The 16,538-nt window shown below is 52.7% G+C and carries 12 protein-coding genes; 10 read left to right on the top strand and 2 right to left on the bottom strand.

Translation table 11 applies throughout. The annotated features are described in order from the left end of the window. Window positions 1-50: 50 nt before the first annotated feature. Together SCARR_RS03420 and SCARR_RS03415 are read right to left on the bottom strand one after the other, a co-directional pair. A complete protein-coding gene (locus SCARR_RS03420; protein WP_136060115.1) occupies window positions 51-923 on the bottom strand; it encodes a helix-turn-helix domain-containing protein in 873 nt (290 codons plus the stop codon). A gap of 89 nt (window positions 924-1,012) precedes the next feature. Beyond that, window positions 1,013-2,503, bottom strand: coding sequence for a sulfatase-like hydrolase/transferase (locus tag SCARR_RS03415; RefSeq protein ID WP_136060114.1), 1,491 nt, complete (start codon window positions 2,501-2,503; stop codon window positions 1,013-1,015). Window positions 2,504-2,745: 242 nt separating this feature from the next. Between SCARR_RS03415 and SCARR_RS03410 the strand changes: the two genes are divergently transcribed. The 10 genes from SCARR_RS03410 (at window position 2,746) to SCARR_RS03370 (ending at window position 16,535) form a co-directional block, all read left to right on the top strand. Beyond that, window positions 2,746-4,632 carry an endo-1,4-beta-xylanase gene (locus SCARR_RS03410; protein ID WP_136060113.1) on the top strand — a complete coding sequence of 629 codons (1,887 nt, stop codon included), beginning with the start codon at window positions 2,746-2,748 and terminating at the stop codon, window positions 4,630-4,632. A 10-nt stretch (window positions 4,633-4,642) separates the two neighbouring features. Then, window positions 4,643-5,713, top strand: coding sequence for a glycoside hydrolase family 130 protein (locus tag SCARR_RS03405; protein WP_136060112.1), 1,071 nt, complete (start codon window positions 4,643-4,645; stop codon window positions 5,711-5,713). Between the two features lie 21 nt (window positions 5,714-5,734). Next, window positions 5,735-7,153, top strand: coding sequence for a sulfatase (locus SCARR_RS03400; protein WP_168432963.1), 1,419 nt, complete (start codon window positions 5,735-5,737; stop codon window positions 7,151-7,153). Next, a complete protein-coding gene (locus tag SCARR_RS03395; protein WP_222846163.1) occupies window positions 7,150-9,288 on the top strand; it encodes a glycoside hydrolase family 52 protein in 2,139 nt (712 codons plus the stop codon). Before SCARR_RS03400 ends, SCARR_RS03395 begins: the two co-directional genes overlap by 4 nt. Further along, window positions 9,285-11,090: an arylsulfatase gene (locus tag SCARR_RS03390; protein ID WP_136060110.1), complete on the top strand. Its 1,806-nt coding sequence runs from the start codon at window positions 9,285-9,287 to the stop codon at window positions 11,088-11,090. Before SCARR_RS03395 ends, SCARR_RS03390 begins: the two co-directional genes overlap by 4 nt. 25 nt (window positions 11,091-11,115) lie before the next feature. Continuing rightward, window positions 11,116-12,723, top strand: coding sequence for a sulfatase family protein (locus tag SCARR_RS03385; protein ID WP_136060109.1), 1,608 nt, complete (start codon window positions 11,116-11,118; stop codon window positions 12,721-12,723). Between the two features lie 11 nt (window positions 12,724-12,734). Further along, a complete protein-coding gene (locus tag SCARR_RS03380; RefSeq protein WP_136060108.1) occupies window positions 12,735-14,165 on the top strand; it encodes an MFS transporter in 1,431 nt (476 codons plus the stop codon). Window positions 14,166-14,190: 25 nt separating this feature from the next. Further along, window positions 14,191-15,657, top strand: coding sequence for a sulfatase (locus SCARR_RS03375; protein WP_168432962.1), 1,467 nt, complete (start codon window positions 14,191-14,193; stop codon window positions 15,655-15,657). A 108-nt stretch (window positions 15,658-15,765) separates the two neighbouring features. Further along, window positions 15,766-15,927, top strand: coding sequence for a hypothetical protein (locus SCARR_RS28030; protein WP_168432961.1), 162 nt, complete (start codon window positions 15,766-15,768; stop codon window positions 15,925-15,927). Between the two features lie 5 nt (window positions 15,928-15,932). Further along, window positions 15,933-16,535 carry an RNA polymerase sigma factor gene (locus tag SCARR_RS03370; RefSeq protein ID WP_136060106.1) on the top strand — a complete coding sequence of 201 codons (603 nt, stop codon included), beginning with the start codon at window positions 15,933-15,935 and terminating at the stop codon, window positions 16,533-16,535. Window positions 16,536-16,538 lie beyond the last annotated feature (3 nt).

The raw sequence follows: 16,538 nt of genomic DNA, 5'->3' as shown, positions 1-16,538 counted from the left end.
CTAGACCTGTGCACCAATGCGCCTGCTGGCATTTTGGTTGTGATATTTGGTCATTCCTCGTGGACGGAATCCAAGATGCCCTGTCTGAACTTTTTGGGGGAGGTACCGGTGTATTTTCGGAATTGGGCGCTGAATTGGTAGACATCGGTATAGCCGAGTTCAATGGCGATACCTTCGATGTTCTTTTCGCGGTGGGTAACGAGTAGGTGCTGCGCTTTATTGATGCGTTGGCGGATATAATATTTCCCGGGCGACATCCCGGTGATGGCTTTGAAGGTTTTGCGGAACTTTTCATAGCCCCAGCCGTTTTCCTTGCAGACCTGTTGGAAGTCGATGTGAGTGTGCAGCAGCGAGTCGATGATGATCAGTGCGTCATCGATCATCTTTTCATCGGTCGACTTAAAGCCGCCGCGAGCGAGCAGCATCAGGTTCTGTTGAAGCTCCATCATTTTAACGAGCACCAGATTTAATTGATCCTCCCGCGAATCCCGCACGGCTCGGCAGATTTCAGCGAAGCGGTCTACCCAGATTTGGGACAGGCCGATGTGTTCAGTCGGTCGTTGTGGATCGAACATGCCCGTTTTTTCCATGCATTTTGCAAGCGACGGGCTGAAAACAATACAGCATTCGTGCCATGGATGGCTTTTGTCGATCAATGTGGTGTGAGTCCGCCCGAAAAAACGGTGAAAAATGGTGCCGTCGGTGATTTTGTATTCCTTCTTTGCACTGTCGATGTAGAGTCCCTTTCCCCGGGTTATATACGAGAGGGTATAGAATGGGCTCCTTACATTGATGTATTTGCTTTTCCAACCGGTTTTATCGAGCAATCCAGCAGCAATATATTCGGCAGAATCACCCGTGCCAGCACCCAGGGCGCGGTGATGGTAGCAGTGTTGCAGCTCCTCTGGGATTACAATGTTCATCTCGTTAGTACGCTTGGTTTGGTCTCTTTTGCACACGTAAAATCATAGGATATTATCCAGTCATGTCCATGGCATTGTGAGCTAAGCTGCTAATTGGGGCGTTCCGGGGGCAGCGATTGCTTCCACCCTTCATCCAGCACTTTTTTCATCGCGGCCAGCTGGTCTTTGTATTCCGGCGAAGGCGCAAGGTTCTTGGCTTCGATCGGATCCTTTTCCGAGTTGTAGAGTTCCTGAAAAACTATCTTCCCATTCTGATCGCGCCACTCCGTATAGCGCCATTGCTCGGTGCGGACGGAATAGCCCTCCTTGCTCCCGCGCGGGTATTGGCTGAAGGCCGCGCGCTTCCAGGGCTGGGCTGGGTCGTCGAGCAGCGGGACAAAACTGTTGCCTTCGAGCCAGTCGGGGGCTTCGAGTCCGGCCAGTTCAGTGAGCGTTGGATAAAGGTCGACATATTCCACCAGGGCATCGGTTTTTTGGCCTTTGCTGGTCATTTGCGGTACGGAAACAATCAGTGGGGAGCGGGTGGCCAGTTCATAATTGGTGGCCTTGCCCCAGTTGCCATGGTCGCCCAAATGCCAGCCATGATCCGACCAGAAGACAATAATGGTCTTGTCCATAATGCCTTGCCGTTCCAGCTCGTCGAGCAGCAGGCCAACCTGCGCATCGATGAAGCTGACGCAGGCATAGTAGCTATGAATTAGCTGACGCGCGTTGTCATCGTCAATGCCGTCCTGAAAGTTCCACCATTTTATGGGGCCGGAATTGCCGGCAATCGTGAAATCGGGCTGGTTTTCCTTATTACGCACCGGGTGGGGCGAGAGGGTTAGTTCTTCGGGATTGTAGAGGTCGTAATATTTCTTCGGGCAGACAAACGGCAGGTGCGGCTTGGTGAAACCCGGTGCAATAAAGAAGGGCTTGTCCTGCTTAACGGCTCGGCGGATGGTGGCAATCGTTTCCTGTGTCATCTGGCCATCGATAAATTGTGCGTCCTCAACATCGGCGTGTTCCCAGGGTTTCACGTTTTTTACGGTACGCTTCTTTTTCCCGTTGGGTTGCTCGACCATGTATTTGGATTCATTTTCCGGCAGCTTGTATTCGGTGACGGTGGCGCGGTAGTTCGCTTCGGTCAGGCCCCGGTCGAAGTTTTCTTTACCATGGTGGATTTTACCCAGGGTGCGCGTGTAGTAGCCGTTTTGCGTGAAAAAGGTCGGAATGGTGGTGTGTTCGGGCACGAAGTCCTCAAACCAATTCTTGGGGTAGGGGTAGTCCACGCCCGTGGTGTCCGGGCGACAACCGGTCAGCAAGCAGGCGCGCGAGGCTGAGCAAATGGCCTGCTGAACATAGGCGCGATTGAACATCAGCCCCTGTTTTGCCAAACGGTCGATGTTGGGGGTGATCATTTGCGTTTCGCCGTAACAGTTCAGCAACGGCCGCAGATCGTCCACTCCGATAAACAGGACGTTCAGTTTGCCTTGTGCCTGGTTATTTCCAAAGCTTGGAAAAACGCACAAGACTGAGAGTCCGGCAAAGACATGAATCACGGCGTTTCGGAACGGGTTCTTAGGTTTTGTGGTTCTCATGAGTGGTCTCCGGGTTTATTTCCAACAAATGGATTTCCTTTTGTTTTTGAAGTAAACTCCTGTTTCGGTTGGTTGACAATGAATGGGATGGGCAAATATTTGTGATATTTGGGATTGTTTGTTTATGCGGGGATTATTGAGAAACCAAATATCACAAATCTTCTGCCATGGCCTACATGGACAGATGGGGCTTTGGGCTGTAGCTTTTACATATCTTTAGATAAGGACAAGAGAGACTGAATATGGTTGTTTTACGAAAATGGGTATTGATGGCAGCCGTGACTGCACTGCTTTGTTCGTGCATAGGCGCAATTGCCGGAGTGGGTGATGCGGCCATGGATGCAGACCGGAATATCCTGGAGGATCTCTTCCTGTCAACGTTCCAGGAACAGGAAACAGCACAGGACAGTTTCCGCTTGGTCGATCTATCTGACAGCAAATACAAAAAGGCGGTGGAAATTCGGAATGACCATCGTGGCAGCCCTTGGTCTGTCCGGTTTGAAGTGGCGGCTGCGGAAAAAGTGCATAAAGGCGACGTGCTGCTGATCCATATTGTTGCCCGGTGTCCCGAGACAAAAAATGAGAGCGGTGAGTGTGATGTGCCGGTGGCGTTTTCTCCTCAGAATTTGTGGGGTGAAGATTCTGCGTTCTCGTATGAACAACGGGATCTGATTAAAGGGGCGGGTTTGGTGGATGCGATTACCCTCCAGACGGATCATCGCTGGAAGAGCTTTTATTATTCTGTTTCTGTTCCGGTCGACTTAAGCGGGCATCCGGTGTTCCTGATGTTTGATGTCGGCCATGTTCCGCAAACCCTTCAGATCGCGAAGGCGGCCGTTTACCGCTATCCGGCAGGGTACGACATCAGCAAGCTACCCAAAACGAAGGCAACCTATCCGGGGCGCGAGTCCGATGCCGCCTGGAGAAAGGCAGCGCTGAAACGTATCGAAAAACATCGTATGGCTCCCGTTTCGATCCAGATTGTTGATGGGCATCGCAAGGCCGTTGAGGGCGCTGAAGTTGAGGTGGTGCTGAAGAGGCACCAGTTCGAGTTCGGCACTTCGGTTAATGCCCGGCAGCTTACGCCATGGAACCCGGACTATGTGAACCTGCGCGAACGGATCAAACACGATTTCAATGAGGTCTCTTTCGGCAATACACTTAAATGGTTTGCGATGAATGGCGAGTGGGGGGAGGACTACGACTTTGAAAAGGTGGCGGTGCCTGTTCTTGAATGGATCAGGGGAAACCATCTTAAAACGCGAGGGCATGTATTGGTATGGCCCTCCGCTGCAAACGTCCCTTCGGCCGTACAGAAGCTGTTGGCGGAAGAACCGCTCAACAAAAAAGCCATTCGCCAGGCCACCTACGAGCGCGTGAGGGATGGCGTTGAGCGGACGAAAGCTTATTTCGACGAGTGGGATGTGGTTAATGAATCCATTCCGGAAAACGAAATCATGGAGAAACTGGATTACGGCATCATGGCAGAATGGATCAAGCTGGCGCAGAAGACCAATCCGGACGGACTCTTTGCGATCAATGAGTATGCCATCCTGACGGCCCCGTCCGTCGGCAGCAAAAAACAGGATGTCCATCACCAGCGTATCCGGATGTTGCTGGAGCAGGGTGCGCCGCTGGGCATATTGGGATTGCAGGGCCATTTTCCAGGAACTCCCGTGGATCCCGAAACCATCTATAAACACCTGGAAAGCTTCTCGGAGTACGACTTGCCCATTCAGGTGACGGAGTTGGATATTCTGAGCAATGATCCGCAGTTGATCTCCGATTTCTTCAGGGACTTCCTCATCATCTGCTATTCCCACCCCAACGTTAAAGGGGTGCAGTTTTGGCATGCCTACAACTATTTCTATAAAAATTTCAAGGAGGGCTATTCCAAAAATCCGACCACGTTCGGTTGGGAGAAGCAACCCTGCGCAACGATGTACCGCAAGCTGGTGCACGGCAGGTGGAAGACCCGGGAAGAAGGTTTTACCGGTAAGAATGGAACCATGCAGTTCAAAGGCCACTTGGGCGAATACGTGGTTCGGGTTAAGGCCAATGGCCAAACCATCACCGTCCCGCTGACGCTGGAAGCCGGCGGTGCGAAGAAATTGATTACAATCAACTAAAGGAGTTTATATGGACTTTCATGGATTCAGAAAAATCGAGCCGCTCGGTGAGCTTAAGACCGCGCCGTTTGTTGAAAAATATGCAGGCAACCCGGTTTTGAGCGGGAAGGATATCCCGTACTCAGCGGCCTTGGTGTTTAACTGTTCTGTCTGGAAAGAGGACGATACGTACACCATGGTGTTCCGCAATGACTATTTTTACAGTGGCGAGCTGGTGGAACAACATCCGGATGATACCAATTTTGGTATTGCCCATTCAGATGACGGCATCAACTGGGAGGTCGCACCGGAGCCGATCTTTGAATACAAGACCGAAGATGTCGGTCGCGTGTACGATCCGCGTGTCATTAAAATTGAAGGCCGCTACTACCTGACCTGCTGCGCTTCAACCACGGGGACCACCGAAGATCGAGCACCCCATGGCCCGCGCGCAGCCATCTTTGTTACAGATGACTTTAAGAACTTTGAGCTGGTTGATATGTCGCTTCCGTGCAGCCGAAACAGCCTGCTTTTCCCGGAAAAGATCAATGGAAAATACTACCGCCTTGAACGTCCGTTCTGGGGGGACTGCATTGACAGTTTCAGTAATGAAACCGACCATTGGATCGGCCAGCCGTTTAACACCTGGGTCACGTCCTCGCCCGACCTGGTACATTGGGGCCAAGCCCAGCCGCTAATCATGGTTGACGACATGCCGTACGCGAATATCAAGAACGGCCCGGGGGCACCGCCGATCAAGACCGACAAGGGTTGGCTGCTGCTGATCCACGGCGTGGACTATGATCCAGCCCGCGGCAAGAACGGATGGGAAGATAAGTGGAAGCATCGTTACCACGCCGGCGTTGCCTTGCTTGACCTCGAAGACCCAACCAAGCTGATCGGCCTGGGCCAAGCGCCGCTGATTTGCCCGGATCTGCCCTACGAGACCGATGGCGGTTTCCGCAACAATGTGGTGTTCCCGATGGCCGGGATTGTTGAGGACGACGGAATGGTGAAGATCTATTACGGCGCGGCCGATGCACACATCTGTCTGGCAACAGCGAAACTCGACGACCTACTCGCAGCCTGCGACCCGGTCTAAAATAAAATCAGGGAGATGCGCGTGAATAGGTTGCGAAAAACTTCAATCCAACTATTTGGATGTGCCTTGGCCGCGCTTTGTATGCAGGCGGCCGGGGTGCAGGCGAAGCCCAATATTGTGTTTGTGTTGGCCGATGACCTTGGGTACGGAGGTCTCGGCTGCTACGGCAGCACGTTCGCGGAAACCCCGAACATCGACCGGTTGGCGCGCGAGGGCATGCGCTTTACGCAGGGCTATGCCTGCGCGCCAAACTGCGCGCCTTCGCGGGCGGCCATTGTTAGCGGGCAGTATCCAACACGCACGGGGATTCTCCGGGTGCAGGACCGGTTTAAGTCGCAGAAGAATCACATCAAGGTGGTTTATCCCAAAAACAAGCACGACTTGGATCTGTCCACCATCACCATTGCGGAAGCCCTGAAGAAGGAGGGGTATCGGACGGCCTTCCTAGGCAAGTGGCACATGGGGCACGGCGAGGAGTTCCACGCGTCCCGACAGGGCTTTGATCTGGCGATCGAATCTGCCGGAAAGAAGCACTTTGGTTTTAAGACCATCCCGAAGACCGATATTCCGAAGGATGTTTATCTGGCCGATTATCTGACCGACCGCTCGCTGGAATTCATTGACGCGTGCAGGAAGGATGATGAACCCTTCTTCCTGTATCTGGCGCATTATGCCATTCACATTCCGCTGGAGGCAAAAAAGGAATATCTCGACCGCTTTCGCGAAAAGCTCGGCGCTGATGCGAATCCCGTTGTGTTGAAGGCCGCCGCCATGACCGCCAGCCTGGACGACAGCGTAGGGCGGCTGATTGCGAAGTTGGAGTCGACGGGCCAGTTGGAGAACACCCTGTTTGTCTTTTCTTCCGACAATGGCGGCTATGCCTCCGGCGGCAAGAAAGATCCGCTCAGTGCTTTCAACGTGCCGTTCCGAGGAATGAAAAAAGATTTGTATGAAGGTGGAATCCGGGTGCCGTATATTTTCCATTGGCCTGGAAAAATAAAGCCCGGAACGGTTTGTGAGGAGCCGATTATCGGCGTCGACCTCTATCCCACGTTTGTCGAGTTCGCGGGCGGTAAACCCGAAACATCCCAAATTCTCGATGGCGAAAGCCTGTGGCCGTGCCTGCTGCCCAATGGAAATGAAACGCTGGAGCGCGACGCGATCTATTGGTTCTTCCCAAACTGGACGATGTTCAACGAAGATAAAGGGGAATGGTTCCAAGGCTGGCGTAACGCCATCCGGCAGGGCGACTACAAGCTGATTGAGCATGTCGATGGCGGCAAGGTGGAACTCTACAACCTGTCGGCCGATCCCGGCGAAGAAAACGACCTTTCACAATCCAATCCTGAAAAAACGGCTGTTCTGCAACGAAAGCTGGCCGACTGGAAAAAACATACCGGCGCCCCCGCAGCGGTGCCCAATCCGAACTATACGCCATGAAACTAAAACCTGAACAGACCTCTTTTCATGCCCATCATTCTCCAATGGGCGCATACGCCACATTAACCTTCGGCATGTTCGGTGCATCCGGTGGCCTGGCCGCGGAAGCTGCGCTGCCGGGCGAGGGCGGATTGAGTGTCGGCTTTATCGATTCCGATGGCGTAATCAATGAACTTCCCCTGCTTGGTATCCAGGAAGATGACCGTTCCAGTTATGTGGACCAGATCGAGGAGGGCGCGGCCAAAGAGACGCATCGTCTTATACCAGCTGCGGAAATCAAGCGTACCTATGACTGGGCAACCGACCGCTTCGAAGCCGGAAACCTCAAGATTGAAATCATCAATCCATTCTATTCGCTGCCGGATCCTGCCTGCAGTTCCTATGAAGACCAGCGGCGTGCAAGCTGTCCGGCTGGTTTCATCCGCCTCTCTTTCGACAATCGATCCGGCTCGGAAGACACCACGGTCTTCTGCGGTTTCCCCCTTAAACAACGGGAGCGGTGGCGGCTGTTCGAGTCGGATGGAATGGTTGGCGGAATCCACCGGGACTCCATGGGCTTTGCCACCTGCGAATCCGCCAAGCCATTTGTACACTGGAGCATTGAAGATGCCCTGCGTTTTCCCAACGAAGCCGATCCGTTTCTACTGGGCGATACAGCCGGGTTGTTGTTCGATGTGGCCGCAGGAAGGACGGGAGAATTCCTGATTGCCTACGGATTTTATCTGGGCGGAAATGTCACCTACGGCAAGCCGATGAAGTATTGGTACAGCCGCTATTTCCAATCCGTGGAAAATGTCCTTGGGTATGCTTTGGAGCATGCGGAGTATTACCTGGACGAAGCTGTGGCGCGCGACCGCGAGCTGCACGTGGCGGAGCTCAGCGATGCTCAGAAATTCCTGATCGCCCATGCCACCCACAGTTATTATGGATCGACGCAGTGGTTCGATGACGGCGGCAAGCCGCGTTGGGTGGTCAACGAGGGCGAATTCCGCATGATGAACACCTTCGACCTGACGGTGGACATGCTCTTCTATGAAATGCGCTTTAATCCGTGGACGGTTCGTAATGTCCTGGAGCAGTTTGTTGCTGAGTACAGCTATTACGATGAACTGTTTTTGCCGGACCATCCCGGAAAAATGTATCCGGGCGGGCTGACGTTTACGCATGACATGGGCGTAGCCAACCATTTTACGCCGGATGGGCAGAGCAGTTATGAGGTGAAGGGGCTGGATCGCGAATGCTTCAGCTTTATGTCGTGCGAACAGCTGACCAACTGGATCTGCTGCGCCGGGGTTTACTTTGCTCAAACGGACGATTTCCAATTCCTGGAAAAACACCGTCAGGTGCTGCTCGAATGTTTCGCCAGTCTTCTGAACCGCGATAATCCGAACCCCGAGAAACGCAATGGGATCATGGCGTTTGAAAGTTCGAAGACCTGGCCGGGCGGAGAAATAACCACCTACGACTCCCTGGATCATTCTCTGGGGCAGTCGCGCGGCAATACCTATCTGGCCGGTAAGAGCTGGGCATCTTACCTGGCTCTGAATCATCTGTTTAAACAACTCGGAATGGCCGATGAGGCCGACGAGGCCTACGTGGCGGCTGAGCGTTGCGCGGCCACTCTGGTTGCGGCGTATGATGATCAGCTGGGCTTTATTCCCGCCGTGCTGGAACGCGGAAACGAGAGTGCCATCATTCCGGCCATCGAGGGGCTCATCTTTCCTCATGAAATGGGATTGGAAGCCATGGTTTCGTTCAACGGTCCGTTTAGCGACTATATTTACACCCTTCAAAAACATTTGCTCAACATCCTTAAGACGGGCGTGTGCCTGTATGAGGATGGAGGGTGGAAACTTTCCTCGACGGCGGATAACTCATGGATGAGCAAGATCGGCCTTTGCCAGTATGTTGCCCGGCAGGTTCTGAACATTTCCGTTGATCCGAGATCGGACGAGGCGCACATGGATTGGCAAGTCAAGGGTTCAGCCGCGTATGCCTGTTCCGATCAGTTTGTTTCCGGCAAAGCACGTGGCAGCTGTTATTATCCTCGGATCGTAACCAATATTCTTTGGCTGGATGAGCAGTGTGGAACCTGTGGTAAAGCCAATAAAGTCAGCGAGGAGCAAATGCGATGAAAGGGATGCATCTTACTGTGAAGCAGCTTCTGTGTCTTCTGCTTTTGACTGCCGGTTCGTTGGCCGGTGCAAAACAACCCAATGTATTGTTCATTCTGACGGATGACCAGGGGTATGGAGATCTTTCGCTTCATGGGAATCCGGTATTGGAAACACCGAACATTGATCGTTTGGGCGCGCAATCGGTTCGGCTCGACCAGTTCCATTCCGCCGCGGTCTGCGCGCCGACGCGTGCTTCGCTCCTGACCGGTCGCAACCATTATGAAACCGGCGTTTGGGGGGTACATCTAGGTCAGGATTATCTAAACCTCGATGAAGTTACCCTCGCCGATGTGCTGCGCGATGCCGGTTACGATACGGGTATGATCGGTAAATGGCATTCCGGCCGCGCCGGCGCTTGGCTGCCGTGGAACAGGGGTTTTGACGATGCCTGGATGTCGGAACTCTATTGGCATGAAAACACCCTCATTTCCCACAACGGAAAATTGATGAAGACCCAAGGATATGCGGCCGATTGCCTGACGGATCTCGCCATCGATTTTGTCGAGCAGGATCGCGGGGAGCAACCGTTCTTCCTTTTCATGGCGTATATGTCGTCCCATGCCCCATGGGTGGCGCCGGAAGAGTACATCCAGAAATATAAAGCCAAAGGATGTTCCGACCGGTTTGCCATACTTAACGGCATGATTGATCATTTGGATTTCCAGATCGGGCGTTTATTGGAGAGCCTGGATCGGTCCGGTTTGGCAGAGGATACGCTGGTTGTCTTCATGACCGATAATGGACCCAATAAAAGCTGCCCCAATGCCGGCGAGTTGTCCAAAGAAGAGATGACGCAACGCAGTGCCGGAATGCGCGGCCAGAAGGGGAATATCTGGGAAAATGGAACTCGGGTACCCTGTTTTATTCGTTGGCCTGGAAAATTCAAACCGTCGGTCGTCGGTGCGTTGGCCGATGTAACCGACCTTTTCCCGACGATGCTGGATGCGCTTCATGTCGACATGCCAAAGAACGGGAAGCCGGTTCATGGCCAATCGCTGATGCCGTTTATCGAAGGTAAACAGGCCGATTGGAACGAGCCACGAGAATTGTTCAAACCCCATTGGTATCCGTTTAAGGATGACGGGTGGTCGCGAAACGGTGCGCTGGATCCGGCGGATGTCACCTATAACGACCAGATTAACTCCCTGTATCAGGGTTCATATAAAGTAGTGAAATACCGTAACAAATCGCTGGAGCTCTACGACCTGTCTGCGGATCCCGGTGAGAAGAAAGATATTGCGTCTGAACACCCCGAGGTGGCTTTGTCAATGGGTAAAAAGATGCAGAAATCCTATGAAGACATGGTGGCGACCGGCCACTGCTATCGGCAGCCGCGGTTCCATATCGGCAATCCGGAATATGATGCATACGACACCGTGGGGGAGATGCTGGCCGGCTCTCATATCCCATTCTGCTCGTCGGTGCGCGATGAAGGCAACGTGGTTTCCATGAACTATTTTTCCAAAGGTTGGAAAGCTCCGGGCGATGCCCAGACCATTCTTGTGGATGTGGTCTCGCCAGGGCGGTACGACGTTGTTTTGGAAGCAAAGAAATTTATGAAGGGAACCCGTGTGCGGCTTGAAGTGGGTTCATCCGTACTGGAAGCCGCTCTGCCTGCCGGGCAGGGTAAGGTTCCGGTGGGCAGCATCAATCTGGAAAAAGGCGGGCAGGATCTGCGGTTCAGCCTCCTGTCTGTTCCGGGTGGTGCGGACGATGTGATTGAGTTGATGAAGCTGGCGATTTTAAAAAAATCCAAATAATTGACCTGTTAGAAAAAGGATCAGGATGAAACCTCTTAACACTATTCTATTTTCCATGTTGTGTATTGCGACCGTCCTGCCGGTCGGTGCAGTCGCTGCGGATAAACCGAATGTCATTTTTTTCATTGCGGATGATATGTATACCGAGATGTTTAACTGCCTGCCGGATGGCAGGGGAGAAAACCTCACGCCGAACCTCGACCGCCTTGCGGAAGAAGGCACCGTGCTGCTGAACCAATACGTGGTTTCCCCGCTCTGTACGCCGAGTCGATACAACTGTCTCACGGGACGGTTTGCGAGTCGGGCGACTAATGAGAAGTTTGTGACCCAAACCAAGAATGAGGGAGGCCAGACGGTCATCCAGTGGAACACGTTTATCACCGCAAGCGATAAGTCGCTGCCTGGTTATCTCCGGAACGCCGGCTATAAAACCGGCATGGTCGGCAAAAACCATGTCTACGAAGTGGGGGGGCTCGAACATTTTGATGACTATTGGGACGATCCGCGCAAGCCGGAGAATGCTCGGAAGCTGGAGTCCAACTATCAAAAAACCAGGCAGGCCATTCTGGATGCCGGCTTCGATTTTGCAGAGAGTATCTATTTTGACAATCCGAGCTACATCGGGCTCGGGCAGCTGGCGGTGCAGAACATGGAGTGGATTGCCCAAGGCGGCATCGACTTTATCGACCGCTATAAGGACGACCCATTTTTCCTCTATTTCGCTACGACCGTTCCGCATGCCCCGTCGGACGCAGAGCGTTCATGGAAAGCGGATCCACTTGCAACGGCATACGGCTTTATGGATAAAGCGCCCAATGTAATGCCGCCGCGCGATACGCTGGAGCCCCGGTTGAAGGAGGCGGGCGTTGAAGGATATGGGAAAGAGCTTGTTCTCTGGATGGATGATGCGCTCGGCGCACTGCTGGACCGCCTTGAAAAGCATGGCTTGATTGATAATACAATCATCTTCTTCTTTAACGATCATGGGCAGCGAGCGAAGGGACATCTCTATCAGGGCGGTATATTAAACCCCAGTCTCGTATGGCGCTCCAAGGGGTTTACGTGTGGTTCGTCCAGCCATGCCAAGATACAAAATATCGACTTTTCGCCCACGATCCTTGATTTCGCCGGGGTTGAGTTGCCTGACGGTACGTTTGACGGAAAATCATTCAAGCCGGTTCTCGATGGGGAGAAAGAGGAAGTCCATGACAGCCTGTTTTTCGAGCTGGGCTATGCCCGCGGAATCATCAAGGGCGATTACAAATACATGGCGATCCGCTATCCCGAATATGCGGAGAACATGAGCATGGAAGAACGCACGCGGACCCTTGCAGCATACAATGAAACCCGTTTCCGCATGAAGGCGGAGCCCGCGAACTATGATCCGGCCGCGCCCTTTAGTCATTTCTCCACGGTACCGGGCGGCCAAACGGCGGAAAATGAGAGCTATGGCCGCACGGAGGCCTACTTTGATTCGGATCAGCTTTACAACCTTAAGATGGATCCGAAGGAAATGAAGAACCTGGCCGGCCGTCCTGAAAATGAAGCCCTTCTCAAGCAGATGAAGGCGGAGCTGAAGAACTATCTCGTCGAACTTCCGGGTTCGTTCGGGGATCTTAAAACGACAGACTAAAGGGCATATCGATGAAATATAAAACTGAACCCATGGTTCCGGCGGAAGATCGGGTACCGTTTTCTCGCAAGTTGGCTTACGCGATCGGCGGGCCGGTGGACACGCTCAGTGTCTGGATTCTGGTGAGCATTGCCTATCCGCTGTTCAACATGGAAATGGGGATGCGACCTCTTTACGTGTCGATCATTCTAATGTCGCTGCGCCTGTGGGACGGCATCATTGATCCGATCATGGGTTGGATCTCCGACAACACACGTACCCGGTGGGGGCGGCGCCGGCCGTTTGTGTTTGTCGGTGCCATCCTGTCGGCGATCACGTATCCGCTGATCTTCTGGTTCCCGGCGGGGCTCAGCCCCGAGGCGACGATGTTTTGGGTGATTGGTTTCGGCATGCTCTTCTATACCTGCTTCACCATCTGGGCCATGCCGTATAACAGCATGCTGCTGGAAATGACGCCGGATTATAATGAACGCACAAGGGTGACGGCGGTACGTGGGTATTTCCAAACCATGGCTGGGTTTGTCAACGGGTGGGTCTGGTGGATTACCCTGCGCCCGGTCTTCACCAGTTCGGTAACCGGTGAGCCGAGCATGGCCATCGGCATGCGCTATGTCAGTCTCATCATTGCGGCGATCATTCTTGTTTTCGGGATTGTTCCCGCGATTTTTGTGAAGGAACGATATTATGAAACGATCGGTTCGCGACAGAAGAAGATCGGTCTGATCAGCAGCTTGAAGGAAACCTTAAGCAATAGACCCTTTATCATACTCTGCTTTATTACGCTTAGCTTCCTGTTGGGAACGGCGATATTCGATAGCTACGGGCGATATGTTGGCACCTATTATGTCTTCGGTGGAGACAAGGAAGCCAGCGCGATGATCTCGGGATGGTCGACGTTGATTTATACGGTGTTCAGCCTCTCTTTCATTCCTATTTACAGACGCCTGTCTGAGCATATTGGCAAGAACAAGTGTCTTTTGATTTCCGTTTGCGTGGTCTTGGTTGCAGCTGTAACCACCTGGTGGACGTTTACGCCGAAATATCCCTACCTGATGCTGATCAATACGGCTTTCATCGGCATGGGGTATGCGGGCCTCTGGCTCATGATTCCGTCGATGCAGGTGGATATCGTGGATATGGATGAGTTGAAAACCGGGGAGCGGCGTGAAGGTGGATTTTCCTCGATCTTCTCCTGGGTGCTTAAGCTGAGCTTTAGCATCGGCTTCCTCATTTCGGGGCCGTTGCTCGAACTCACCGGGTTTAATGCTGCGCTTGAGGGGGCCCAGCCGGAGTCCGTCTATCTGAAAATGCGGATCGGCTATGTGGTGATTCCGGTCGTCGCGCTGGTGTTGGCGATTGTACTGATTAAGTTTTTTCCGATTAATGCCGAAAAAGCAGCCGAGATCCGCGGCCAGCTCGAGGCGCGGCGCGGCAAGGTGTAATCCTGTAAAAAAATCTGAGGAAATTATGAGAACCAGTCGTTCTGTTTTTTTGAGCGCCGCAGTGATTGCGGCCTGTTCCGTTTTTTCGTGCCGGGCAGAAGTAAGCGCTAAAACCGTCGCGCCGAAAAATGTGTTGTTTATTGCGGTGGATGATCTCCGTTTGCAGGGAAATATCTTTGGGCAGGACAACATGAAGACGCCCAACCTGGATCGCCTCTGCGCTGAAGGGGTGGTATTCAATCGTGCCTATTGCAATGTGCCGGTTTGTGGTGCATCGCGTGCCTGCCTGCTGAGCGGAGTTCGTCCGACGGCTGATCGTTTTCTTGGGTTTGCTGCTAAAAAAGATGAAGATATGCCTTCGGTTCCAAGCCTTGGAAAATGGTTTAGGGAGCAAGGCTATATCACGCTTTCAAACGGGAAAATCTATCATCATGCGAATGATGATCTCAAAGCATGGTCCGAGCCCTTGTTTGATCCTCCTAGAAACAAAACGTTTGGCGAAGAATGGTCAATGTATCAATCACCGGAAAGCGGGAGATTGATTGCAGAATATGGAGCCCAAAATCCGGGGGAAAAGCGCGCTAAAACTCCAGTGGTTGAAGCGGCGGATGTGCCGGACGAAGGCTATCCTGATGGCCGGTTGACGCAGAAGGTCATTGAGGATATGCGACGCCTGAGCAAACAGGATCAGCCGTTCTTTTTGACGGCCGGTTTCTGGAAGCCGCATTTGCCGTTTTGTGCGCCGAAGAAATATTGGGATCTATACAGTGACGATGAGATTAAGCTGGCGGATAATCAGTATAAACCTGAAAACGCGCCGAAGCAGGCCATGCACAAGTGGCAGGAACTGCGCAACTATCTGGATGTTCCGCAGAAGGGGCCTGTACCCCCTGACATGCAAAAGAAACTGGTCCATGGCTATTATGCCTGTGTCAGCTATGTCGACGCGCAGGTTGGCAAACTGCTTGATGAACTGGAGGCGCTCGGCCTGAAAGAAAATACCATCGTTATTCTGTGGGGCGATCATGGTTGGCATCTCGGTGAGCATTCATTGTGGGCCAAGCACTGCAATTTTAACCGCGTGCTGAATGCCCCGCTAATCGTCAGTGCACCCGGTTTAAGCCAAGGGTTGCAAACGGAAGCGATTACCGAGTTTATCGATATCTACCCCTCGCTTTGCGATCTGGCTGGAATAAAAAAGCCGGATCATCTGGCAGGGACGAGCTTTGTGCCGGTGCTGCAGAACCCAGCTCGCTCGGTAAAGGAATATGCATTTTGCCGCTTCCAAAAGGGCGAGTCAGTCGTATCTGCAACGTATAACTATACCGAATGGTATAACTACAAAACCGGCGAGGTGGATGCCCGAATGCTCTACAATCTGGATAAAGATCCGGCCGAGAATACGAACATTTCTGAAAACCCGGAGTATGCCGGGGTCGTAAAAAAGATGAGCGACCAGCTTTCTGCATTGCGGCAGGAGCTGAAGAAATAGATGCCTTTCAGCCGAAGCGGCGGGCAGGTCTCGTGCTTCAACCGTGCCCTCCTTACAATAACAGATATCCAGAGGGGAGGTTGATTTTATCCAGCCCTAGGCTTCGGCATGCAAGCCGAGCCCGCCTTCATCGAGTTATACGATTATGTAAAGGATCCGCTCGAAACCCGGAGTCTGGCCGGAAATCCTGAACAGACCGAACGCATGGCAGCCTATGAAAAAGCATTGAAACAGAAGATTGCCGAAATAGCCGCCTGCAAGGTACGTTAGGAACAATGAGTGGTGAGGAATACAATACGCGCCAGACACTGATACGCAGAATCAGGGATTGCGGGGATGACGAGGCTTGGGAAGAGTTTGTCGATATCTACCGGCGGTATATTTATGCCATCATCCGGAATATGAATATTTCGGATGCCGATGCCGAAGACCTCGTCCAGATGGTTTTGATCAAGCTGATGGACTGTTGTTCGAAACAGGATATGGGAGAAATTCGGCGCTTCAGAAGCTGGCTGAGCACGATGACCCGGAACTGCGTAATCGATTTCATCCGGAAACGTTCGGTGGAGACCGAGCGATTCGAAATGGCCGCCAAGGAGGACGCAATGGCCTACCTGAAAGATATCCGCCTGCCGGATATTGAGCAGATTGCTGAGCGGGAATGGGGCGTTCATCTGGCAAACATGGCCTTGGAAAACATTCGGCCGCTTTTTTCGGGAAAGGCCATCAAGGTGTTTCAGTTGAACCTGGATGGAATGAGCATTCCGAAAATTGCCGTGGAGATGAATTTGAAGGAAAACTCCGTGTATCGTTTGAGGAACCGGGTCAAGGCGCGGCTGATCACCGAGATCGAGGAACTCAGGAAGGAACTGGAATAAATA

The organism is Pontiella sulfatireligans (assembly GCF_900890705.1).
GTDB classification, from domain to species: domain Bacteria; phylum Verrucomicrobiota; class Kiritimatiellia; order Kiritimatiellales; family Pontiellaceae; genus Pontiella; species Pontiella sulfatireligans.
The sequence above is the reverse complement of the archived record's forward strand: the minus strand, read 5'-3'. Positions and strand labels throughout refer to the sequence as shown.